Here is a 23145-nt window from a genome sequence, read left to right as displayed (position 1 = left end):
GGTGGTTATTTCTTTTTCTTGGGGGCGATGACCATCATAAGCTGGCGTCCTTCCATCTTCGGATGCTGCTCAACGGTGCCGTATTCAGCAAGGTCAGCTTCAACCCGCTTCAACAGCTCCATGCCCAGCTCCTGGTGAGCCATCTCACGGCCGCGGAATCTCAAAGAGATCTTGGCCTTGTCCCCATCATTAAGGAAACGTACCAGGTTGCGTAGTTTTACCTGGTAATCCCCTTCCTCCGTCCCTGGACGAAACTTGATTTCTTTAATCTGGATCTGCTTTTGATTCTTCTTGGCTGCGGCTTGCTGCTTTTTCTTCTCGAAAAGGCTCTTGCCGTAGTCCATGACGCGGCATACCGGAGGTACCGCGTCGGCAGAAATCTCTACCAGATCCAGCTTCGCTTCTTCAGCGATACGAAGCGCTTCATCGATCGAGACGATGCCAATCTGCTCGCCGTCAGCGCCAATTAACCGAACCTCGCGTGCCGAGATATTCTCGTTGATCGGGGCTTTCGGTGCAGCTCGTTTATCGTTTCTCATATCACGCTTAATAGTAATTACTCCGATTCTAGGCGACCACGCCGGGAAACCGCCTGCGCAAGGAACTCCGCGAACTGGGCGACCGGCATCGAGCCAAGGTCAGCACCTTCTCGGGTTCGAACAGCGACGGTTTGCGTTTCGACCTCACGATCCCCTATAACCAAAAGGTAAGGGACCTTGAGCAAAGTATGCTCGCGGATTTTAAAGCCGATCTTCTCATTTCTCAAGTCGGACTTGGCACGGAATCCGCTTTCATTGAGAGTTTTTTCAACATTCTGAGCAAATTCAGCCTGCTTGTCGGTGATATTCATGATCACCGCCTGGGTTGGCGCCAGCCAGGCCGGGAATGCGCCTTCATAGTGCTCGATCAGAATTCCGACGAAACGCTCGAACGAACCGAGGATGGCGCGGTGCAGCATCACCGGATGTTTACGGCCGTTGTCTTCAGAGACGAACTCGGCGCCGAGACGGATCGGCAGGTTGAAGTCGAGCTGCAGGGTACCACACTGCCAGACACGACCCAGGCAGTCTTTGAGCGAGAACTCGATCTTCGGACCGTAGAAAGCACCCTCGCCTGGCTGCAAGTCATATGGCAGGCCGGCGCTGTCGAGCGCTGCTGCCAGGGCCGCTTCAGCGCGGTCCCACAGTTCATCGGAACCCACGCGCTTTTCAGGGCGGGTGGACAGCTTCATTTCGATGTCTTTAAAGCCGAAGTCGGCGTAAACATCCATGGTCAGCTTGATGAACGCAGCGGACTCAGACTGCATCTGCTCTTCAGTACAGAAGATGTGCGCGTCGTCCTGGGTGAAGCCACGCACACGCATGATGCCGTGCAAGGCACCCGAAGGCTCGTTACGGTGGCAGGCACCGAACTCAGCCAGACGCAGCGGCAGCTCGCGGTAGCTCTTCAGCCCCTGATTGAACACCTGCACGTGGCATGGGCAGTTCATCGGCTTGATGGCGTAGTCGCGGTTTTCCGACTGAGTGGTGAACATGTTGTCGGCGTAGTTGGCCCAGTGGCCCGACTTTTCCCACAACGAACGGTCAACCACCTGCGGTGTTTTGATCTCCTGGTAGCCGTTCTCACGCTGTACCTTGCGCATGTACTGTTCCAGTACCTGGTACAGGGTCCAGCCGTTAGGGTGCCAGAACACCATGCCCGGCGCTTCTTCCTGAAGGTGGAACAGGCCCAGGCGCTTGCCGATTTTACGGTGATCGCGTTTTTCCGCTTCTTCGATGCGCTGAATGTAGGCAGCCAGCTGCTTCTTGTCGGCCCAAGCGGTGCCGTAGACGCGCTGCAGTTGCTCATTCTTGGCGTCGCCGCGCCAGTAGGCGCCAGACAGCTTGGTCAGCTTGAAGGACTTGAGGAAACGCGTGTTCGGCACGTGCGGGCCACGGCACATGTCGACGTATTCTTCGTGGTAGTACAGACCCATGGCCTGCTCATCAGGCATGTCTTCGACCAGGCGCAGTTTGTAGTCTTCGCCACGGGCCTTGAACACTTCGATCACCTCGGCGCGCGGGGTGACCTTCTTGATGACATCGTAGTCCTTGTCGATCAGCTGCTGCATGCGCTGCTCGATCGCCGCCATGTCTTCAGGCGTGAAAGGACGCTCGTAGGCGATGTCGTAATAGAAGCCTTCATCGATGACCGGACCGATGACCATTTTCGCCGTCGGGTACAGCTGCTTGACCGCGTGGCCAACCAGGTGGGCGCACGAGTGACGGATAATCTCCAGCCCCTCTTCGTCCTTGGGCGTGATGATTTGCAGGCTGGCATCGTGGTCGATCAGGTCGCAGGCGTCGACCAGCTTGCCGTCGACTTTACCAGCAACGGTGGCCTTGGCCAGGCCAGCACCGATGGACGCGGCTACCTGGGCAACGGTTACGGCGTCGTCGAACGAACGTTGACTGCCATCGGGAAGAGTAATAACGGGCATGGCGCCTCCTCTCCTAGTGGTGACCCCTACCAAAGGTCACGTGGGTTGGGATGAGCCAGTACGCGATCCGCCCCTGTCTTTGCACATGCAAAGCCTGCCTCACAGTGGCAGAAGCCCGAAAGCCTGCCAGGGAACGAACCAGAGTGACTGGAATAGTAAAAAAGTTAAGCGCTCTAAGCCGCAAGCTACAAGAGAAAGCTTGAGGTGAACGCAAGCCAAGCATGCTAGCACAAAGCTTTGCGGCGGTTGCGGGGAACTTGGCGGGAAAATTTTCGCTCTGACGCTGTGAAGCGTCCTACTCTTGTGAGACTAAACCCCAAGGAGTGTTTGGTTATGCGATTTCAGTCTCTTCTGGCCCTGGCGGCCACCTCTGCCCTGCTGCTGCCGCTGAGCGCCACTGCCGGCAAACTGCCCGCCAATTACCAGGCCACCTGTGTCACTCAAGCCCAAGCGCAACAGAAAACCATGTCGAAGGCCGACGCCGAACGGCATTGCAGCTGTGCCGGCAACGTGCTGGAAAAAGAATTCAGCGATGCGCAAATCAAAGATCTGGACAGCAGCGATGGCGTCGATGCCGACACAATGAAGCGCGCCCAAGAAAAAATTGCAGCGGCCTGCAAGCCGAAAAACTAGGCCCTTGCGGCCTTTACCCATCGCTCAATTGCTCCAGATCAGCATTCTGCGAAGGTAAAAGGGGATACAAACCCATAATTAGACTATGATGGTCAGCGTGCACCCTGTTGGCCTCGGCAACACCGCACTACTGAAAATCATGTTTCTGGAGATACACCCATGTCTAATCGCCAAACCGGCACCGTAAAATGGTTCAACGATGAAAAAGGCTTCGGCTTCATCACTCCACAAGGTGGCGGTGACGACCTGTTCGTTCACTTCAAGGCTATCGAAACCGACGGTTTCAAAAGCCTGAAGGAAGGCCAGACCGTTTCCTTCGTTGCCGAAAAAGGCCAGAAGGGCATGCAGGCTGCACAAGTTCGTCCAGAGTAATCTCTGACCGAATAAAAAAACCCGCCCATGTGGCGGGTTTTTTTGTGCCTGTAGGAGCGGGCTTGCCCCGCGATAGCGATCTATTCGTCATATCGCATCGCGGGGCAAGCCCGCTCCTACAGGTGGTCAGCCGCAGTTGACGCGAATAACTACACCCTGGGCATCGGTGTGCAGATTGAGGCGTTCGGAGCGGTAATCCATGGTCATGGCATCACGCGGGCCAAGGGCATGCGCAATCTGCGAGCCGCTGGCTTTGCGGGCTTGCTCAACCAAGGCAGGGGTGGCTTGCTTGCCGATTGCGAACTCAGCGCCGCTTGCCTGGCAACGTCCGTCATTGTTCGCCACAGCCTCTGGCGCCTTCGACGACGAACCACCGGTGTTGCTGCAGCCAGCCAGTACGGCGACCGCCAACAGGCTCATCAATGATGCACGGAACATGAATCCTCCTTTGGATACGGGAATGCTGCTGTCTATCTGACAGTCTCGCTGATTTTTTGTTGCAAAACCCGTCAAGTCTGCCTGAGCCAGCGCACTCAGGTAAAAGTGCAATCGTCACCGGATTTTGCACACGCTTGAGCGCCACTCAATACAGGTCGATGTAATCGCTCGACGGGGTCGGCCAGTTCGCTCGCAAGGCATTGAACACCTGCTGAACCCAGCGCTCGTCCGCTACCGCCTGTTCGCCCACACAACCGGAACCGGCCGCCCAGGTTTCCAGACGAAAGGCCAGGCCGTCCAGTTCACGGCTTCCCACCACCTGCGACAGCCAGGCGATACCACCACGGTTGACGCGCAATTGGTTGTGCACCCCATTGCTGCCAGCACCGAGCAAGTGGCGCACAGCCTCCAGGGTGAACTGTTCAGGATTGTTCAAATCGATTTGCACCACACTGTTGCGCCCCGCTGGAAACCGTTAGTTTGCCACGACCCGTGTGCTTATGCCTAAGTTGCAGTGCCTTGACCGGCATCGGCATGATTTACTGCTGCCTTGGGCAGAGCGCAATCAAGCCTCCCCTTCAAACGCCAGGGCAGGTATTTGAATCCACAGTGCGCGCAGTTTCATTCCGGTATAGCTCATGACAAGCCACATTATCGATGCCGACATCAAGGTCAAATGGCCAGAAGGCCAGAGCGCCTTCAGCCCCGCCAGTGCCGAAGAGCTGATGCTGATTGCCGTCGACCTGTTGGTCAAAGACCTGGGACATGAGGCCGCACGCGGCTTTGTCGATCAGGTGTTCGAACGCTTCGAGCACGCTACTTCAGACACGCAAGCCGCGTACTGAGCAGGTCAAAAATGCCCTGGGCATCAGCGTCTTCGATCCAGACGACGTTGCCAGGCTGCTCCGGGGTCGTGTACTCGACAACGATGGTCTGCCCGTAGGTGGCGCCTTGGCGACGGTCCACCTGCAGTTCGACCGACCTTCCCTTGAACAACTCCGGCTTGATCAGGTAAGCGATCACACTCGCGTCGTGCACCGGGCCACCCGTCATGCCGTAGCGTTGCATGTCAGCCTTGATGTACTCCATGAGAATGTCCACCACCAACTGGCTGGCCTGGTTGCCTATTGCAGCCAGTTGCGAAAAGCGCGCATCGCTGGTCAGCACCTTGTGGGTGACGTCCAGCGGCAAATAGGTCAGCTCGACGCCGCTATTGAGCACCACCTCGGCCGCTTCTGCATCGGCATACAGGTTGAACTCGGCCACTGGCGTGATGTTGCCCGCATTGAGGTGGGCACCGCCCATCACCACCACTTCCTTGATGCCACGGACGATTGCCGGTGCCTGGATCAGCGCCAGGGCGAGGTTGGTCTGCGGGCCCAACACAGCCAGGGTGATGCTGTGCGGTTGCGCTGCGCTCAGGGTGTCCACCAGGTACTGCACGGCGCTGCCATCGGCCAGGCCTTGTGCGGGCTCGTGCACCACCACGCCCGGCAGCCCTTCATCACCATGGATGTTGGCGGCATAGATAGGCGGGCGCAGTAACGGCTTGGACGCCCCTGCGTACACCGGAATGTCTTCACGCCCACCCCACTCCCTGGCCAGCCGTGCATTTCGCGAGGTCTTATCCAACCGCACATTACCGGCCACCGTAGTGATGGCGCGAATCCTCAAGACATCAGGCGAAGCCATGGCCAGCAGCAAGGCCACCACGTCGTCAGCGCCGGGGTCGGTATCGATGATCAGATCGAGCGGTGCCGTGGGTGCGACACGTGCCGACAACACAGGCATCAGCAGTACTCCTTATTCCATTAAGCGAACGTCAGGCGAGCTAATTCCATAGCACCTGTAGGGGCAATCATCTAGAACGTGACGCCGGCAATCAAGACAATGTTGCTGTAGGGCTGACACTCGCCGGTGCGCACCACGGCGCGAGCGCCGCGGCTGAGCTGTTTGAATTCGCTGTGACTGAGCAGGTTACGGGCGCCGAGCTGCCCATGCGCATGGCATTGCTCAATGACGGTCAAGGCCGGGGGGTTGGCCTTGAACATTTCGTCGGCCAGTACATGGCTTTCCACCTGCATTTCACTCAATACCGTACGGAGCACGCTGGCAAAGTCCGGCACCCCAGGGGTCAGAGCCAGGTCGATCAGTTCGACACCGGGTGGTACCGGTAATCCTGCGTCACCAATCACCAGAATGTCACCATGCCCCAGCGAGGCAATGACCCGCGACAGCGCGATATTGAGTAAAGGTGTTTTTTTCATGGCGACAACTCGGCCAAATAAGGGATGGAGGGCTGGGCACCCGCGCGAGTGACTGACAGCGCCGCCGCGCGCTGCCCAAAGGCAATCGCGGCGCCCTCTTCTTCGCCACGCGCCAGTGCGGCGGCAAAGCCACCGACAAAGGTATCGCCAGCCGCTGTGGTGTCCAGCGGCTGCACCTGCGGTGCCGGAAAGTGCTTGAACCCTTGGGCATTGGCGAACAGTGCCCCCTGAGCACCGAGGGTGACAATCACGTTTTTAACCCCAAGGTCACGCAAATGGTTGGCAGCTACTTCGGCGCTGGTCAGGTCGGTTACCGGCAGCCCGGTCAGCGCTTGCGCCTCGCTTTCATTGGGGACCAAGTAATCGATGCTGCGGTACCAGTTCAGCGGCAACGGGCCAGTGCACGGTGCAGGGTTGAGGACCACCGTTTTGCCCAGTGCACGGCCACGCTCAAGCGTGTACGCCACTGTCTGTGGAGGAACTTCCAGCTGGCAGATGATCACCTCGGCGCCTTGTAACAAAGCGTCGAACGCCTGCACCGACTCAGGCTGCAACTGGCCGTTACCGCCTGGGATGATGACAATCGAATTCTGGCTACTGGCATCAACCACAATCAATGCCAGGCCACTCGAGACTCCAGCACACACCGCGACCGCCTGGCAGTCGATCTGCTCATCAAGCAAAGCCTGGCGCAACTGCTGGCCGTAGGCGTCATCACCGACATTGCCGATCATCGCCACGGCGGCACCCAAGCGTGCTGCGGCCACCGCCTGGTTAGCCCCCTTGCCGCCCGGTACGGTGGCAAAGGATTCGCCCGCCAAGGTTTCGCCAGCGCGCGGCAACCGTGGCGCCCGGGCCACCAGGTCCATGTTCAGGCTACCCACCACCACTACCTTGGCTTGCATAGCTGTTCGGCTCTCAGCGGTAATCATTGAAAAGGTCTGGGCGTGGCGCAGTGGACTCGCGCAATACGATTTTCGGGGCAACGATACGCTGCTCCGGTGCACCACGAAGCGGCTGGGCAATGCGCGATAACAGCAGGGCTGCAGCGTTTTCACCCAACTCCCGTATCGACTGGCCGACAGTGGTCAGGGCCGGGAACACATAGCGGCTGAGCTGGATGTCGTCGAAGCCAATCACCGACAACTCGCCGGGTACGCAAATATTGCGCTCGGCAGCAGCCCGTAACACGCCGATGCCAATCAAGTCATTACCGGCAAAAATAGCCGTTGGCCGAGGGCCGTCGAGCAGTTGCGCGGCGGCGCCATAGCCACCCAGGCTGGTGAAGTCGCTGTAAACGATGTGATCGTCGCCTGGCGTAATGCCCGCTTCGGTCAAGGCACGGCGAAACCCCGCCAGGCGCAGTTGTGCCGTACTGGTACTGGCCGGGCCACCGATGCAAGCAATGTCGCGATGCCCCAGCTCAAGCAAATGACGAGTCGCCAGGTAGGCGCCCTGCTCATGGTCGATGCTCACCAGGTCGGCGTCGACACCTTCCAGCGCGCGGTCGACGATCACCATCGGCGTGCGCACGCTGGCCAGGCTGCCTTGCAAGTCGCTGTCTTCACCCACCGAAGCGACGATCAAACCATCGATGCGCTTTTCCAGCAGCACGCGCAAGTAGCTGCGCTGTTTTTGCGGGTTGTCGTCGGAGTTGCACAGAATCACGCAATAGCCATTGCGTTCACAGGCGTCTTCGATCCCGCGTGCCAGCTCGGCGAAGTAAGGGTTGACGCTGTTGGGCACCAACAAGCCAATGGTAGCCGTACTGCGCGCTTTGAGTGAGCGGGCCACAGCGCTGGGCACGTAATCGAGCTCAGCGATGGCCGCCTCGACTTTCAAACGCACATGCTCGCTGACCGGCCGGGTTTTGTTCAGTACATGGGACACGGTGGTATAGGAAATACCCGCCAGTGCAGCGACGTCTTTGATAGTTGCCATGATTCAGTTCCGCCGACTTGCACGTCGGCTGCGGTAGGTGTCGAGGACCACGGCGATGACAATGACCGCCCCGGTAATAATGCGTTTGGTCGGCTCTGAAGCGCCGATCTGGGCCAGGCCTGCGGCCAGCACCGAAATAATCAGTACGCCAAAGAAGGTGCTGATCACCGAGCCGCGCCCACCCATCAGGCTGGTGCCGCCAATGACCACTGCGGCGATGACCTGCAGCTCAAGGCCGGAGCCGGCATTCGGGTCGGCGGCTTCGAGGCGGGAAATCTGGAACAGCGCGGCCAGGCCCGCCAACAGCCCCATCAGTGAGAACACCAGAATCTTGTAAGGGCGCGGGTCGATACCGGCCAGGCGTACCGCTTCTTCATTAGTGCCGATGCCGATCAGGTAGCGACCGAACACCGTACGGGTCAACACCAGCTGCGCCAGGATGATCACCAGCAAAGCGATGATGAACGACGGCGACACACCAAACGCCAACGGGTTGGAAAGCCAGGCGAAGGCATCGCCGATATAGGCAGTGCGTGAATCAGTCAACTGATAGGCCACACCGCGGGCCATTTCCAGCACACCCAACGACACGATGAACGACGGGATCCGCCAGGCCACTGTGATCGAGCCAGTAATGCTCCCGGCCAGCGCCGCCGCGCCCATACCCAGCAATGCGGCGGGCAGTACGCTCCAGCCCCAGCCGAGGATCGCCACACTGACCGTCGACGCCGCCAGAGCCAGCACCGAGCCCACCGAGAGGTCGATGCCGCCAATGATCAGCACGAAGGTCATGCCCACCGCCAACACCATCAGATCGGGGATTTGATTGGCCAGGGTGCTGAAGGTGGCGTACGAAAGAAAATGACTGCTGAGCACAGAGAACAACACGATCATCGCCAGCAAGGCGCCGGCCAGGCCCAGATAGGTACCCAGGCCGTAATAGCTGCTACCGCGCTTGACGGGGGTGGCAGTGCTGTCCAGTGGAGTGGTTTTCATGGGGTCATCCTGGGTGCCGCTTCATGCAGCAACGCATCACGTTTCTGATAGCCCGCGAAGGCCGCGGCCAATAGTTGATCCTGGGTCCAGTGCGCACGCTCAAAGGTGTCGATCAAACGCCCGGCACTGAGCACACCAATGCGGTCACAAATCAGCATCAGCTCGCGCAGATCGCTGGACACCACCACCAATGCCTTGCCCTGACGCGCCAGCTCGGCGAGCAAGCCATAGATGTCGAACTTGGCACCGACGTCGATGCCGCGGGTGGGCTCGTCGAACAGCAGCACGCTGCAATCACGCTCCAGCCAACGGCCGATGACCACCTTCTGCTGGTTGCCACCGGACAGCTCGCCTACGACCTGATCGGCACTGGAACTGCGTATGCGCATGGCGCCGATCTGGCGTTCGGCCAGCTCACGCTCGGCCTGACGGTTGAGCACACCCCCACGGGAAACAGCGGCAAGGTTGCCCAGGGCGATGTTGGCGCTGATCGATTGCGACAGCAGCAAACCTTCGCCTTTGCGGTCTTCGGTGATCAGGGCAATGCCTTCGCGCACTGCAGCCACCGGCGAGTCGACTTGTACCGAGCGCAACGGGTTGCCCAGTTCGATGCTGCCGCTGTCGGCACGGTCGGCACCATAGATCAACCGCAGCAACTCGGTTCGGCCGGCACCAATCAATCCGGAGATGCCAAAAATTTCACCACTGCGCACAGTAAAGGATACGTCGCGCACCTTGTCGCCACGGCTCAAGGCATTGACCTTGAGCAGCGGCGCGCCGATCTGGCGTTCACCCAGATCGATGTGCTCGGCCAGCTCGCGGCCCACCATCAAGTTGACCAATTGCGCGCTGCTGTAGCGGGCCATGGGCTCGACACACACCAGCTTGCCGTCGCGCAGCACCGCAATGCGCTGAGCAATACGTTTCAGCTCTTCAAGGCGGTGTGAGATGTAGACGATGGCCACCCCGCGTTGCTGCAAGCGCTCGATCTGGGTGAACAGCAACTCAACCTCTCGCGCCGTGAGCATGGCCGTGGGCTCATCGAAGATCAGCACATGACAGTCGCCGATCAGGTTGCGGGCAATCTCGACCATCTGCTGGTGGCCAATCCCCAACTCCCCCACCGGGGTGTCGGGGTCGATCGCTTCCAGGCCGACTTGGGCCATGGCCGCCTGGGCCAGTTGGCGCAGACGCTTACGGTTGATCCAACCCGCTCGGCTGGGCAGGTTATCGAGAAACAGGTTCTCGGCCACAGTCAGGGTCGGCAGCAGGTTGAGTTCCTGCATGACCATCCGCACACCAAGCCGCTCGGCCACCGCGCGACTGCCTGGCTGGTAAGGTTGACCCTGATAGTGCATCTGCCCGGTGGTGGGCACTTCAAGGCCACCGATTATTTTTGACAGGGTACTTTTACCCGCGCCGTTCTCCCCGGTCAGGGCCAACACTTCACCACGGTACAAGTTCAGGTCGATATCGCCGAGCACCGGCTGGGCGTAGGTCTTGCCGATTGCACTGACTGAAAGTACCGCCTCTGCGGTCGCTGACATTGCCTGTTCTCCTGGCGCCTGCCCGATAGCAGGCGCACGCTGTGCGACTACGGTGTGGTCACCAGCTCAACCGGGGTCTGGATGACGTTGTCAGCGTTCACTTCAGGCTTTTCGCCCTTGAGCATCTTCAGCGCCGCCTCGATACCGAACACCGCCTGCTTATCGGCGTACTGCTCCGCAGTGGCGAGCACACGGCCGTCCGCGAGCATCGGCTTGATGGCCTTGATGTTGTCGTAACCCACCACCTGGACCTGACCGGTTTTACCCGCTGCCTTCACTGCCGAGACTGCACCCAGCGCCATGCTGTCGTTACCCGCCAGCAGCGCCTTGATTTCAGGGTGGGCATTGAGCATGGAGGCTGCCACAGCATTGCCCTTGGCAATTTCCCAGTCACCGGATTGCACCGAGACAACCTTGACCTGCGCGGCCGCCATCGCATCCTTGAAACCGGCGGTGCGTTGCTGGGCATTGGTGGTGGTCGAAACGCCTTCGATAATCGCCACTGCGTCACCGGCCTTGAGTTTCTGTTTGGCCAGGTAATCCCCTACCAGGCGCGCACCTTCACGGTTGTCGGGCCCTACGAACGGCACACTGAGGTTTTTGCTTTTCAGCACCTCAGGGTCCAGGCGGTTATCGATGTTGACCACGGTGATACCGGCATCCATGGCTTTTTTCACCACCGGCACCAGTGCTTTGGAGTCAGCCGGGGCAATCACCAGGGCGTTGACGCCGGAAACAATCATTTGTTCGACGATGCGAATCTGGTTACCCGAATCGGTTTCATCCTTGATGCCATTGGACACCAGGTCGAACTCACTGGCGTGTTCTTTCTGGTAGGCCTTGGCACCGTCTTCCATAGTCAGGAAGAACTCGTTGGCGAGGGATTTCATCACCAGGGCGACCTTCGGCTTTTCATCGGCCACGGCCTGGGACAGGGGTGTTACAAGCGCAAGTGAAGACAGTACGGCAATCGCCAGGAGGCGTCCTGCGAACGGCAATTTCATGGGTTTACTCCGGATTTTATGATTTTTATCGGGTCGCAAACGTTTGCATGAGCTGACTATGCGAAAGCAACCAGACTTTGTCAAATTAACAACCGGAAACACTCTGGAAGTTGCACGTCTGAATTATCATCAAAACGCAGCAAAAACCGAACCCCCCACTGCAGGTGGCATTCGGACATCTGAATGTTCACCGGCATAGCAACCTTAGCGGATATTCTCCGGGTGCCCAGTCGGGGCTTGCGAAATCACTTGCCTGCTTTGTAAGACGCAAACCAGCACCGCTCCTGCCCACAGCAAAAAAACCTTAAACGCACTGCAGCAATTCGCAGTGTTCACGGTCTCATGCGCTCTTTCACCGACAAGCTGTTGCGAATTTGCTTACAGTGAAATACTGTATGCGCATACAGCTAAATAAGGAACGTTTCGTGGCCAGCACTTCCGCCCCTGTCAGCAGTTACGAGCAACTGGGCCTTCGCATCCAGAAAATCATCAACTCACCGACCGCACAAAAAGCCCGCGCCGCCCTGATCTTTCGCCTGGAGCATGAATCGCCAGACGATTGGGCCACTTTGCTGGAGGAAATCGCCGAGAACGATAACGTCACCCTCGCCTACCGCGATGATGGCGGCGTGCAGATTTTCTGGGTTGTGCCGAAGGAAGATTGAGTGCGCATGAGAGTTTCGTTTTTAACCGTTGTTTGTCTGCTGTTCAGTGCCACCACCGCCTACGCCGATGCCCCTCGCACCTTCAGCGAAGCCAAGAAAGTCGCCTGGCGCCTGTATGCGCCGCAGTCCACCGAGTTCTACTGCGGCTGCAAATACAATGGCAACAAGGTTGACCTTGCGGCGTGTGGCTACATTCCGCGCAAAAACGCCAATCGTGCTTCGCGCATCGAGTGGGAGCACATTGTCCCGGCCTGGCAGATCGGGCATCAGCGTCAGTGCTGGCAGGACGGCGGACGTAAGAACTGCGCCCGTAACGACAAAGTCTTTCAGCGTGCTGAAGCCGACCTGCACAACCTGGTGCCCAGCATCGGCGAGGTTAACGGCGACCGCAGCAACTTCAGTTTCGGCTGGCTGCCCGAGCAACGCGGGCAGTACGGTTCATGCCTGACGCAGGTGGACTTCAAGGCCAAGAAGGTCATGCCGCGGCCCTCGATCCGCGGGATGATCGCGCGCACCTACTTCTATATGAGCAAACAGTACAACCTGAAGTTGTCGAAACAGGACCGTCAGCTCTACGACGCCTGGAACAAGACCTACCCGCCACAACCCTGGGAGCGCCAGCGCAATCAGCGGGTGGCCTGTGTCATGGGCCACGGCAATGAGTTCGTCGGGCCGGTGAACCTCAGCGCCTGCAGCTAACGCTCAGGCCAGCGCCTGCAGGTAGGCGCTGGCTTGCTGATAGCGGGCCAGGCGGGCAAGGTCTTCAGGGCCGGGGGTGGCGATTCGCGAGAGGTCGCTGTTATCGGCAAGGTCGGCCAGCTTCACCACCCGTGCCAAGGGGTCATCACCCAGGCGTATGACAAACGCCTCATAACTTTCCTCATCGCGGCGGCTGAGCGCCTGTACCGCCGCCAGGATCTTCAAGGCAAACCCTTCACGTGCCAGGTCCGACAAGGTAATGGCGGAGTCTTCCAGCACATCGTGCAACACCGCGACGATACGCTGCTCAACCGTCGAGACCCGCAGCATCACCCGCAACGGATGCAGGATATACGCACTGCCGCCCTTGTCCTGTTGCCCTTCATGCGCCCTGGCCGCCACGGCAATGGCCCGCTCCAGCGTAGACATAAGGCCCTCCTGGTTTAACCCTGACGGCGCTTCAGGCGCGCCATGCTATAGACATCGGCAAACACGCCGTCACGCAAAGCATAGTCAAGCAAATGTCCTTCGACTTCAAAGCCATGGCGCTTGTACAGGGCCAGTGCCGGTTGATTGTCGGTGAACACCGTCAGTTCGATGCGCTGCAGCCCCATCCAGTTGTCTGCCACGTCGAGCACCGCCGCCAACAGTCGGGTGCCTACCCCCTGCCCCTGCCAGGCCGACGCCACGCCCATGCCGATGCTGGCGCAGTGGCTGCGGCGCACCCGTGGATTCTGCTCCAGCGAGCAATTACCAATGACCTCGCCTTGATGCAGAGCGACCAGGCTCAACGAGCGCTCGTAGTCCACGCCGGGGCCCAGGCGCTTACGCCAGTTGTCGAGGGTCTGATACGGTAACTGCAAGGCTTGGCGGGAGACGCGCGGGTCGCTGTACAACGCCGCCAGCCCGTCAATATGCTGTTCGGTGGCGCGTTGCAAGGTTATGGCGGGGGATGAATCCTTCATCACGGCTCTCCTTAGGGTGAGCCGTGAGTGTACGGGGCAAGCAAAGGCGCTGGCTAGCGGGTAGCGCCGTGCTGGATGACGATGGAGTCAGTACCCAGGCGGGCCATGACATCAGCCTGCCGGGCCTCGGCATCGGCTTTGTTCGGGAACGGGCCGAGCAGTACCACCGGTTTGCCGTCGCGGTATTCCACCGAAGACGGGATCTGCTTCTCGATCAGGCGTGCGGTCATGTCACTCAATGCGCCCATGTTCGGGCCCTGAATGATTTCGACGTCCCAGCCCTCAGGTGCTGGTTGATCGGCCAATGCATCGGCACGGCGTTGCAGATCGGCACCGCCACAGATTTCGCGAATCTGCAGGTTGCTGCCCTTGTCGGCAAGGATGATCTGGTAACCGTCGGCTTGCTTGATGGCAACATAGCTGCGGTATGGCAGGAAGGTGCCGGCATCATCTTTACTGCGAACCTGGCCGCAAATGGCACCCTGCTTATCGATGCGCACGTTACCGAACTTGGCTGTTTTCGGGTTGGGCAGTTGCTCGGCAATCTGCTTGTGCACGCCTTCGACTTCATTTTCACAGCCGGCCAGGGCCAGTACTGCCATTACCACCGCAATTTTGCGCACGTGTCGCTCTCCTGTATGCAAGCGGCGGATTCTAGCATTTCTAACGTTCCATCGGACGCAAACTTAAGGTAGGAGCGGGCTTGCCCCGCGATGCGGTGTGACTGACAAACCGCAATCGCGGGGCAAGCCCGCTCCTACCGGTTTTATTCCTCAGGCGCGACCGTACAGGGTCACCACACAGGCCCCACCCAACCCAAGGTTATGCTGCAATGCTAGGTTCACACCTTCCACCTGCGTGGTCCCGGCTGTACCGCGGATCTGCCGGGTCAGTTCATAACACTGGGCCAAACCGGTAGCGCCTAACGGATGGCCCTTGGAAAGCAAACCACCGGACGGGTTGGTAACCACCTGGCCACCGTAGGTGTTGTCACCATCCAGCACGAAACGCTCGGCAGTCCCGACATCGCAGAAACCCAGGGATTCGTAGGTAAGCAGTTCATTGTGCGCAAAGCAGTCGTGCATTTCGGCGACACGGATGTCACGTGGGTCTACACCGGCTTGCTCGTATACCGATCGGGCCGCTCGCTGGGCCATGTCGAAACCGACCACTTCGATCATCGAACGGGCTTCGAACGCAACCGGCCGGTCAGTGGCCATCGACTGCGCGAGGATCACCACGTCGGTGCGCAAACCGTGCTTTCTGGCGAACGCTTCGGTACAAATAATCGCCGCTGCAGCGCCACAGGTCGGTGGGCAAGCCATCAAGCGCGTCATCACACCCGGCCAGATCACCTGATCGTTCATCACGTCTTCGGTGGTTACCACCTTGCGGAACATCGCCAGCGGGTTGTTGGCGGCATGACGGCTGGCCTTGGCACGGATGGCCGCGAAGGTCTCCATTTTCGTGCCGTACTTGTGCATGTGCTCACGCCCGGCACCCCCAAACATCTGCAAGGCACCCGGCATACCGGCGACATCAGCAGTCAGTTCATCAATGATGCCCTGAGTCATGTGGGTGGTGGCGCGTGGGCGGTCATCCCAATGGCCTTTGAGGGCCCCCGGTTGCATCTGCTCGAAGCCCAGCGCCAACGCACATTCCACCGCGCCGCTGGCCACGGCCTGGCGAGCCAGGAACAATGCGCTGGAACCAGTGGCGCAGTTGTTGTTGACGTTGAGCACGGGAATGCCGGACATGCCGACTTCATAGAGGGCGGCCTGACCGCAGGTTGAGTCGCCATACACGTAGCCGACAAAGGCCTGTTGCACCAGGTTGTAATCAAGCCCCGCATCCTGCAGCGCCAGACGCGTGGCCTGAGCGCCCATTTCGATGTAGGTGCCGCTGGTACCCGGTTTGACGAAGGGGATCATGCCGACACCGGCAACGTAAGGTTTCTGAGACATTGTTCTACTCCTGTTAGAGGACGGGTTAACGAACACCGGCATTGCGCAGAGCGGCCGGGGTAAAGTCGTTCTGGGTCAGAGGCTGGTCGTAGGCAATGGCATGGCGGGCCTCGTTGACCAGGTTCATGGCCAGGTAGCGGCCGGCGATCAGGTCGTAGATGGCCATGGCCGACCAGGTGTTGATGCCGTGTTCAAAGTCGTTGTAGTTATGCCCTTCGGCCACACGCCACAGTTGACCGCGGCTGTCGTAGTGATCGACGCCCATCAGTGCCCAGGTGTCTTCATCGAAATACATATGGCGCTTGGCATAGATATGGCGCTGGCCTGGACGCAACGTGGCTTCCACTTCCCACACCCGGTGCAGCTCATAGCGGGTGTAGTCCGGGTTGATATGGCCGGGTTTGATGATGTCGGTGTACTTGAGCGACGGCGATTGCAGCTGGTACTCGTTGTACGGGATGTACATCTCTTTCTTGCCGATCAGCTTCCACTCGTAACGGTCTGGTGCACCGTTGTACATGTCGCCGTTGTCAGCGGTGCGCATACCGTCGGCAGCGGTGCCCGGGCCGTCATAGGCCACCTGCGGTGCGCGACGTACACGGCGCTGCCCGGCGTTGTACGACCAGGCCATGCGCGGCTCTTTGATCTGGTCGACCGTTTCGTGCACCAGCGTCACTGAACCTGCCAGGCGCGAAGGCGCAGTGACGGCCTGCTTGTAGTAGAACAGGATGTTGCTGGTCTGCTGTGGATCAGCATCAGGCATGTACTGCGGAAAGCCGGCATTGTCCTGCATTTCCACCGGTGTAAACGCACCGTTGACCTGCGGCACAACCTGCACATGGTTGCGGGTGTAGTTGGTGCCGCGATAGCGGGTCATATGGTTCCACACCACTTCAACGCCGTTTTTCGGAATCGGGAAGGCATACACCCGCGATTGATCGAAATTTTTCAGGTCGTTGCCACCGTTCTGGCTTTCGGTGGTCACCGCGCTTTTACGCGCGGCGTCATAGATCGCCTGCGGCGCCCAGGCCGTGCGATGGCTCTGATACACCGGTATGCGATAGGTGTCCGGGTAGCGTTTGAACATCGCCAGCTGGCCGGCCGACAGCTTGGCCTTGTACTGCTCAACTGTAGCGGCGGTGATGACGAACAAGGGCTTCTCGTCCTTGAACGGATTACCGAGAAAGCCGTTGCTGTCTACCGGTGCTGCGCCCGGTTTGAGCCCGCCGGTCCAAGCCGGGATGCTGCCGTCGGCGTTGCCGGCTTTTTCGGCACCCAAGGGCGTCAGGGTGGTGCCCAGTTGTGCGGCTTCCTGGGGCGAAACGGCGGCCATCACACCAGTCGCCAGCAAGGACAGCGCCAGCGCGCTGGTACGGATCAATGCGTTTTTCATTTTTCGTTCCTCTGCAGTTTGCCGTCAGAAGTTCCAGCCGAGGCTGAGTGCGACGTAGTCGCGGTCACCATTGGTGTTGAAATGCCCGCCAAAGAAATCGGTGTAACTGAGGCTGGCGGTGTAGGTGCTCATGTAGTCGGCATCCAGGCCAAGGCTTACGGCCTTCAGGCCTTCTTCGAAGTTCGGGCCATTGCCCTCCACGTCGTGCGACCACGCCAGGTTTGGCGCCAGGTTGATACCGGCGATCACGTTCGGGTAATCCAGGCGCGCGCGCAGGCGATAGCCCCAGGAGTCGGTGGTGTAGAAACCGTGGCTGTTGCACTCCTGCTGCGGGTTGCTGGGCTGAACCACACCGGCCGGTTGCCCGGGAACCGGATTGAGGGTGCCGGCACACGTCGCCGGGCCTGCGGCGGTGGCTAACTCGCCAGCGCCAAAAATGGTGCTGCGGCCAAAGCGCAAATCGTTGCCATCGCTGTCGCCCAGGCCGTTGATGCGGTTGTAGCCCACCTCGCCGACCAGGGTCAGGCGGCTGGCGGCCATCACTTGGTCAATGAAGTGGGTAGCGCTGACCTGGGCTTGCAGCACTGGCATGCGCTTATAGCCCTGCAGCGCTTGACCGGCACTGTTCGGCGCCCAGCCGGAGACGAACAGTGGCGACGCCGGGTTGCCGACGGCGGCAAGGTTAAGGTCGGCACCGTTAAGCTGCAGCGGCATGTTCGGCCGGTAACTGATTTCACCGCCAACCGCTGTGCCCTGGACGTTGGTCGAAAAACTCAGGCCATACAGCCGGATGTCTTCGGGATACACCGTGTGGTAGCTGGCCGAGCGTACTGCATTCAACGACCCCGCTGTGGCCCCGAGCCCGGCCCCGCTGGGCGCAGTATTGGTGGCACGGGTGAAGTCCAGCGAGGGTGTGCGGCTGTGGTAGTTGAGGTAATAGAGACCAAACTCCGTGTCGTTCAGCTCGGGCACGAACCAACGCAAGGCAAAACCGTACTGGCCACTGTCGCGGGCATCTTTGGTCTTGGTTCGCGGCACATAGGCATCGTCGGTCCCACTGAACGGGTTGGCAAGGAGGTTGCCTCCGGCGTTGACCGTAGAACCAAGAATGGTTTGCAGGTTGTTACCGGTGTTGTTGGCAACCCCCGGAGCCAGGTCGAGGCCGGCAATCTGGGCGCGATCGGTACAACCTTCCGGGGTAACATCGTTGCCGAAGAAGGTGCCGCAGTTGTCCAGCACCGAAGGTTTCCATTCGATCTGGTAGAAGGATTCGAGGTTGAGGTTCTCTGAAAGGCCCTGAGACACATAGAACATATTCACCGGGATCAAGCCTTCCTTGACCTCGGAGCCGGGGCGACGCAAGGCCGCCACATCCACCGGGTTGATGCTGTTGAGCGAGTTGCCGATGAAGGTGCTCTCACCCCAACTGACCACCTGTTTGCCCAGGCGCACGTTGCCCGGCAAGTCGGCCAGTTGATAGTTGTGGTAGACAAAGGCGTCGAGGAACTGCGCACCGGACGATTTCGCCTCACGCTGCCGACCACTGTCGTCAATGTCGTAGAAAGAGAGGTGCTCGTCCTTCAGTTCAAAGTCATACCAATACTTGCCACGCACGAAGACACCGCTGTCGCCATACTTGAGCTCGAGGTCATGCAGGCCTTTGAAGATTTTCGAGAAGGTTTCCCCCTTTTTGAAGTTCAAACGCCCGTCGTCGCTGGTACGCGAGGACGCGTTGCCCCGCACGCCCTGGGAGTTGAAGTTGGAAATGAAGTCAGGGTCGGCACCGCGCACTGCCCAACTGGAGCCGATAGACAACGAAGAGTCGAACTGCCCTTCGATTTCACCGATCTGAAAATTGACGGCCTGTGCCGGGTGACTGATGGCTGCAGCAATGGACAATGCAAGCAATTGCAGCGGCATGGCGCTGCGCGAAACAACGTAACTCATGGGTCGAGCTCCGCGAGATGTAGAGGGTCACGCCGGGCAACGGGGCTCCCTGCCGGAGCTGCCGACTGCGTCATTGATCTGGAGGTTGCGGGCGGCACTGCCGCCCGTGAGGCCGTCAGGACACGCCGCGTTGGCGCCCTTCCCAGAACGGTTTGCGTAACTCGACCTTGAGCACCTTACCCACGTTGGACAGCGGCAAGACGTCACGGAACTCGACACTGCGCGGCACCTTGTAACCGGCGATGTGCTCGCGGCAGTGAGCAACAATTTCGTCAGCACTGGCGACCCGGCCGGGTTTGAGCAAGACCACTGCATGCACCGTCTCGCCCCAGCGTTCACAGGGGATGCCGATGACCGCACTCAAAGCCACCGCCGGGTGACTGGCGATCGCCGTCTCGACCTCGGCGGAGTACACGTTCTCGCCACCGCTGACGATCATGTCTTTGAGGCGATCGCAAACGTAGACAAAGCCCTCTTCGTCCATGTAGCCGCCGTCACCGGTGTGCATCCAGCCGCCACGCAGGGCCTCAGCGGTGGCCTCCGGTTTGTTCCAGTAGCCAAGCATGACGTTAGGGCCACGAACCAGAATCTGGCCCACCGTACCGCGTGGCAACTCTCGGTCGTGCTCGTCGGCAATACGCACCTCGACACAGGCATAGGGTTGACCGGCTGAGTACATTTTGCCGCTCTTCTGGTGCTCGGGCGTGTGGTAGTCGGCGCTCAGGAAGGTCGCCACCGGCGACAGTTCCGTCATGCCATAACCCTGGGTAAACCCGGCGCTGGGGAACATACTGCGGGCCCGGTCCAGCAGCGTCGGCGTGATCGGTGAAGCGCCGTAACCCACACGCTCCAGTGCACTCAAGTCGTAGTCCCGGGCAGCTGGGTCGGCCTCACACCAATCCAGCAACATCTGGATCATGGTCGGTGCCAGTAAGATCTCGTTTATGCGTTCGTGGTCGATAGCTTCCAGCACCGCTTTGGGGGTAAATGCCGGCAATACCACGTGGGTGCCGCCACTGCTGAACAACGAGACCATGGCAGCAAAGTCGGCCAGGTGGAACATCGGCATCGAATGCAAGAAGCGTGTGGTGGCGTTGCAACGCCCGGACTGCTGCGAGGCCATCGAAGAGAAGGCCACGCTGTTGTGGCTGAGCATCACACCCTTCGGAAAGCCTGTGGTGCCGCCGGTATAGAAGATCCCCAAGAGCGAGTCGCCACCACGCCGGGCGTCTTCCACAGGCTCGCTCTGAGCGATCAGTTGCTCATACGACAATAGCCCTTGCGGCGCCTCGCCATCATCGGCGTAAATCACCGTGCGCACGGTCTTGGACTCGGCAACGATGCGCTCGGCCAGGCCCTTGTAGTTGTCATCCACCAACAGCACGGTGGTCTGCGAATCGTCCAACGAGTAGATGATTTCCGCAGCACTCCAGCGGTAGTTGACCGGATTGACCACTGCATCAGCCCAGGGCACGGCCAGGTAATACTCAATGTAACGCAGCGAGTTGGCCGACAGCATGGCCACTCGATCACCGCTGTTCACACCCAGTGTTTTCAACGCACCGGCCAGCCGCGCGACACGCTCGCCGAACTCGGCGTAGGTAATACCGCGGCCACGGTAGCGGATCGCGGTCGCATGAGGTTTGGCCTGAATATGGCGGTGCAGGCCTTGAGTGATATACATGCGAATCTCCTTTGTATTTGTTGTTGTGCAAGGAACGGCGAACGCAGTGTTCGCCTCGCAACGTTCGTGCTCGCCTTTACCCGAACACCCCTAGAGCGAACGGGCTACCACCTCGCGCTGAATCTCGTTCGAACCGCCATAGATACGGGCGACGCGGGCATCGGCCCACATCCGTCCAATCGGGTACTCGCTCATGTAGCCGTAGCCACCAAACAGCTGCAGGCAGCGGTCGAGAACTTCGCCCTGGCGCTCGGTCAGCCAGAACTTGCCCATCGATGCCAGGGTGGTGTCCAGGCTGCCGTCTACCCAGCGCTGGGCAATCAGGTCGGCGAAGGTTTTAGCCGCGAGCACAGTGGCCTTGACGTCGGCCAGCACAAAGCGACTGTTCTGGAATTCAATAACCGGCTTGCCAAAGGCTTTGCGGTCCTTGGTGTATTCCAGGGTCAGGCCCAGGGCGCGCTCCATCACCGCAACGGCACCAATGCCTATCTGTGCGCGCTCGTAAGCCAGTTGATTCATCAGGGTGTAGAAGCCCTGCCCTTCTACCCCACCGAGCAGACAGTCTTCGGGGACCTCAACGTCATCGAAGAACATTTCCGAGGTGTCCTGGGCATGCATGCCGATCTTGTCCAGGCACTTACCGCGGCGAAAACCCGGAGTGCGGGTATCGACCATGAACAGCGAGACGCCCTTGGCCCCTTCGCCGCTGTCGGTCTTGGCCACTACCAGCACCATGTCGCAGGTCTGGCCATTGGAAATGAAAGTCTTGGCGCCGTTGATCACATACTTGTTGCCCTGCTTCACCGCCCGCGTGCGCACCGACTTGAGGTCGGAGCCTGCGCCGGGCTCGGTCATGGCAATGGCACAAATAGCTTCGCCGGTGCCGATTTTCGGTAGCCAATGCAGCTTTTGCGCTTCGGTGCCGGAATCGAGGATGTACTTGGCAACGATGTGGCTCAAGCCTGTACCCAGGCCGCCGCCGTTAGCCGCAAACGTCTGCAACACGCAGATGTAGTGCCCGGCATGGCCACCCGCTCCACCGTATTCTTCAGGGAAGTCCGGCAGGATCAAACCCAGTTCACCGGCCTTCAGCCAGGCGCTACGGTCAGCGTAATGCTGCTCGCGCCACTTCAGCTCGAACGGCTCGATGTACTCTCGGGCAAAACGCTCGACCATGTCCTTGAACGACTCAAGGTCTTCGGTCAACCAGGGGGAGCGGTAGTTTTCCAGCATGCTGCGCACCTCGAATTCTTGTAGGGGCAACCGCCGCTGCCGGGCGGTTGCCGAGAGCGAACGACGTCTTAGAAGTTGGAACCCGGGCCACCACCGCAGAACAGGGTCTGGCCAGACAGGTAGTCAGACTCCGGCAGGCACAACATGACCACCGAGCCTGCCGCTTCAACCGCAGTACCCGGACGGCCCAGGGGAATACCGGCCTTGGCCTTTTCCACCAGTTGCTGGCTGATGCCGACCTTGATCTCACGCCCCTCGATGTTAACGGTGGCGCTCTCGGACCCTGCGAAAGGTACGGTCAGGCGGGTTTCAATGTGACCGAAGGCAACGGCGTTGACGTTGACTTTCAGGCGGCCCCACTCCTTGGCCAGGCACTTGGTCATGCCCAGCACACCGGCCTTGGCCGAGGAGTAGTTGACCTGCCCGACGTTGCCGCCTGCCGAACCAGACGAGATGTTCACCACCTTGCGGAACACTTCCTTACCTTCAGCCGCCTCGGCCTTGGCCGCAGCACTGATCACCGGATAGGCCGCACGCAGAATGCGAAACGGTGCGGTGAGGTGGCAATCGATGATCGCGTACCACTGCTCATCGGTCATTTTCTGGATCACGTTGTCCCAGGTGTAGCCGGCGTTGTTGACGATGATGTCGATGCTGCCGTACTGCTTGACCGCAGTCTGAATGAAGCGATCGGCAAAGTCCGGGGCGGTCACACTGCCGACGCAGGCGACCGCATCGCCACCGGCGGCACGGATCAGCCCTACCACTTCTTCGGCAGGCGCGGCATCCAGATCGTTGACCACCACCTTGGCACCCAAGGCAGACAGTTGCAGTGCGACTTCACGACCGATACCACGACCGGAACCGGTCACCAGGGCGACTTGGCCTTCAAGCTTTTTCATTGTTCTGTTCCTGAAA

The 23145-nt window shown here is 59.7% G+C and carries 25 protein-coding genes; 5 read left to right on the top strand and 20 right to left on the bottom strand.

What is annotated here, in order from left to right; all coding sequences use genetic code 11:
• Positions 1-5: 5 nt before the first annotated feature.
• Both infC and thrS read right to left on the bottom strand, forming a co-directional pair.
• Positions 6-557 (bottom strand): translation initiation factor IF-3, encoded by a 552-nt coding sequence (gene infC, locus E1573_RS19020; RefSeq protein WP_177494592.1) that lies wholly within the window; start codon positions 555-557, stop codon positions 6-8.
• Positions 557-2479 (bottom strand): threonine--tRNA ligase, encoded by a 1923-nt coding sequence (gene thrS, locus E1573_RS19015; RefSeq protein ID WP_133216123.1) that lies wholly within the window; start codon positions 2477-2479, stop codon positions 557-559. Before thrS ends, infC begins: the two co-directional genes overlap by 1 nt.
• 333 nt (positions 2480-2812) lie before the next feature.
• On the opposite strand from thrS, the gene E1573_RS19005 reads away from it, so the two are divergent.
• Positions 2813-3112: a hypothetical protein gene (locus E1573_RS19005; protein ID WP_133216122.1), complete on the top strand. Its 300-nt coding sequence runs from the start codon at positions 2813-2815 to the stop codon at positions 3110-3112.
• 159 nt (positions 3113-3271) lie between these two features.
• Positions 3272-3484, top strand: a complete 213-nt coding sequence (locus E1573_RS19000) for a cold-shock protein (RefSeq protein WP_007956027.1) — start codon at positions 3272-3274, stop codon at positions 3482-3484.
• Between the two features lie 126 nt (positions 3485-3610).
• Here the strand turns inward: E1573_RS19000 and E1573_RS18995 are convergent, their stop codons facing one another.
• Entirely contained in the window at positions 3611-3922 is a 312-nt protein-coding gene (locus E1573_RS18995; RefSeq protein WP_133216121.1) for an I78 family peptidase inhibitor, read from the bottom strand.
• A gap of 145 nt (positions 3923-4067) precedes the next feature.
• Positions 4068-4370 (bottom strand): hypothetical protein, encoded by a 303-nt coding sequence (locus E1573_RS18990; protein ID WP_133216192.1) that lies wholly within the window; start codon positions 4368-4370, stop codon positions 4068-4070.
• A 190-nt stretch (positions 4371-4560) separates the two neighbouring features.
• On the opposite strand from E1573_RS18990, the gene E1573_RS18985 reads away from it, so the two are divergent.
• Positions 4561-4767 (top strand): hypothetical protein, encoded by a 207-nt coding sequence (locus E1573_RS18985; RefSeq protein WP_133216120.1) that lies wholly within the window; start codon positions 4561-4563, stop codon positions 4765-4767.
• On the opposite strand, the gene E1573_RS18980 is transcribed toward E1573_RS18985, so the two are convergent.
• The 7 genes from E1573_RS18980 to E1573_RS18950 form a co-directional block, all read right to left on the bottom strand.
• Positions 4739-5713 (bottom strand): nucleoside hydrolase, encoded by a 975-nt coding sequence (locus E1573_RS18980; RefSeq protein ID WP_133216119.1) that lies wholly within the window; start codon positions 5711-5713, stop codon positions 4739-4741. The genes E1573_RS18985 and E1573_RS18980 overlap by 29 nt on opposite strands.
• Before the next feature lie 71 nt (positions 5714-5784).
• The gene (rbsD, locus tag E1573_RS18975; protein WP_133216118.1) at positions 5785-6189 is read right to left on the bottom strand and encodes a D-ribose pyranase; all 405 of its coding nucleotides are present in this window, start codon (positions 6187-6189) and stop codon (positions 5785-5787) included.
• Entirely contained in the window at positions 6186-7094 is a 909-nt protein-coding gene (rbsK, locus tag E1573_RS18970; RefSeq protein ID WP_133216117.1) for a ribokinase, read from the bottom strand. The genes rbsD and rbsK overlap by 4 nt, the downstream gene beginning before the upstream one ends.
• Positions 7095-7107: 13 nt before the next feature.
• On the bottom strand, positions 7108-8130 hold the full coding sequence (locus tag E1573_RS18965; RefSeq protein ID WP_133216116.1) for a LacI family DNA-binding transcriptional regulator: 1023 nt from the start codon (positions 8128-8130) through the stop codon (positions 7108-7110).
• A 3-nt stretch (positions 8131-8133) separates the two neighbouring features.
• Complete coding sequence (locus E1573_RS18960; protein ID WP_133216115.1) at positions 8134-9126, bottom strand: ABC transporter permease; 993 nt, start codon at positions 9124-9126, stop codon at positions 8134-8136.
• Positions 9123-10673 carry a sugar ABC transporter ATP-binding protein gene (locus E1573_RS18955; protein ID WP_133216114.1) on the bottom strand — a complete coding sequence of 517 codons (1551 nt, stop codon included), beginning with the start codon at positions 10671-10673 and terminating at the stop codon, positions 9123-9125. The genes E1573_RS18960 and E1573_RS18955 overlap by 4 nt, the downstream gene beginning before the upstream one ends.
• A gap of 47 nt (positions 10674-10720) precedes the next feature.
• Complete coding sequence (locus E1573_RS18950) at positions 10721-11677, bottom strand: sugar ABC transporter substrate-binding protein (protein ID WP_133216113.1); 957 nt, start codon at positions 11675-11677, stop codon at positions 10721-10723.
• 395 nt (positions 11678-12072) lie between these two features.
• Between E1573_RS18950 and E1573_RS18945 the strand changes: the two genes are divergently transcribed.
• Both E1573_RS18945 and E1573_RS18940 read left to right on the top strand, forming a co-directional pair.
• The gene (locus E1573_RS18945; RefSeq protein WP_133216112.1) at positions 12073-12342 is read left to right on the top strand and encodes a DUF1654 domain-containing protein; all 270 of its coding nucleotides are present in this window, start codon (positions 12073-12075) and stop codon (positions 12340-12342) included.
• 6 nt (positions 12343-12348) lie between these two features.
• Positions 12349-13041 (top strand): endonuclease, encoded by a 693-nt coding sequence (locus E1573_RS18940; RefSeq protein WP_133216111.1) that lies wholly within the window; start codon positions 12349-12351, stop codon positions 13039-13041.
• Positions 13042-13044: 3 nt separating this feature from the next.
• On the opposite strand, the gene E1573_RS18935 is transcribed toward E1573_RS18940, so the two are convergent.
• The 9 genes from E1573_RS18935 to E1573_RS18895 all read right to left on the bottom strand — a co-directional run bounded on the left by E1573_RS18935 (position 13045) and on the right by E1573_RS18895 (position 23129).
• Positions 13045-13470, bottom strand: coding sequence for a bifunctional (p)ppGpp synthetase/guanosine-3',5'-bis(diphosphate) 3'-pyrophosphohydrolase (locus tag E1573_RS18935; protein ID WP_133216110.1), 426 nt, complete (start codon positions 13468-13470; stop codon positions 13045-13047).
• Positions 13471-13484: 14 nt separating this feature from the next.
• A complete protein-coding gene (locus tag E1573_RS18930; RefSeq protein ID WP_133216109.1) occupies positions 13485-14006 on the bottom strand; it encodes a GNAT family N-acetyltransferase in 522 nt (173 codons plus the stop codon).
• A 53-nt stretch (positions 14007-14059) separates the two neighbouring features.
• A complete protein-coding gene (locus E1573_RS18925) occupies positions 14060-14629 on the bottom strand; it encodes an SPOR domain-containing protein (RefSeq protein WP_133216108.1) in 570 nt (189 codons plus the stop codon).
• Positions 14630-14779: 150 nt separating this feature from the next.
• Entirely contained in the window at positions 14780-15970 is a 1191-nt protein-coding gene (locus tag E1573_RS18920; protein WP_133216107.1) for a lipid-transfer protein, read from the bottom strand.
• A 25-nt stretch (positions 15971-15995) separates the two neighbouring features.
• Positions 15996-17363, bottom strand: a complete 1368-nt coding sequence (locus E1573_RS18915; protein WP_133216106.1) for a DUF1329 domain-containing protein — start codon at positions 17361-17363, stop codon at positions 15996-15998.
• A gap of 24 nt (positions 17364-17387) precedes the next feature.
• On the bottom strand, positions 17388-19310 hold the full coding sequence (locus E1573_RS18910; RefSeq protein ID WP_133216105.1) for a DUF1302 domain-containing protein: 1923 nt from the start codon (positions 19308-19310) through the stop codon (positions 17388-17390).
• Positions 19311-19425: 115 nt separating this feature from the next.
• Positions 19426-20994, bottom strand: coding sequence for a long-chain-fatty-acid--CoA ligase (locus E1573_RS18905; RefSeq protein ID WP_133216104.1), 1569 nt, complete (start codon positions 20992-20994; stop codon positions 19426-19428).
• Between the two features lie 90 nt (positions 20995-21084).
• Complete coding sequence (locus tag E1573_RS18900; RefSeq protein WP_133216103.1) at positions 21085-22227, bottom strand: acyl-CoA dehydrogenase family protein; 1143 nt, start codon at positions 22225-22227, stop codon at positions 21085-21087.
• Between the two features lie 68 nt (positions 22228-22295).
• Positions 22296-23129: an SDR family NAD(P)-dependent oxidoreductase gene (locus tag E1573_RS18895; protein ID WP_133216102.1), complete on the bottom strand. Its 834-nt coding sequence runs from the start codon at positions 23127-23129 to the stop codon at positions 22296-22298.
• Positions 23130-23145: the final 16 nt, after the last annotated feature.

Source organism: Pseudomonas sp. H9 (genome assembly GCF_004353925.1).
GTDB lineage: Bacteria > Pseudomonadota > Gammaproteobacteria > Pseudomonadales > Pseudomonadaceae > Aquipseudomonas.
This window is presented reverse-complemented; position numbering and strand designations above follow the sequence as displayed.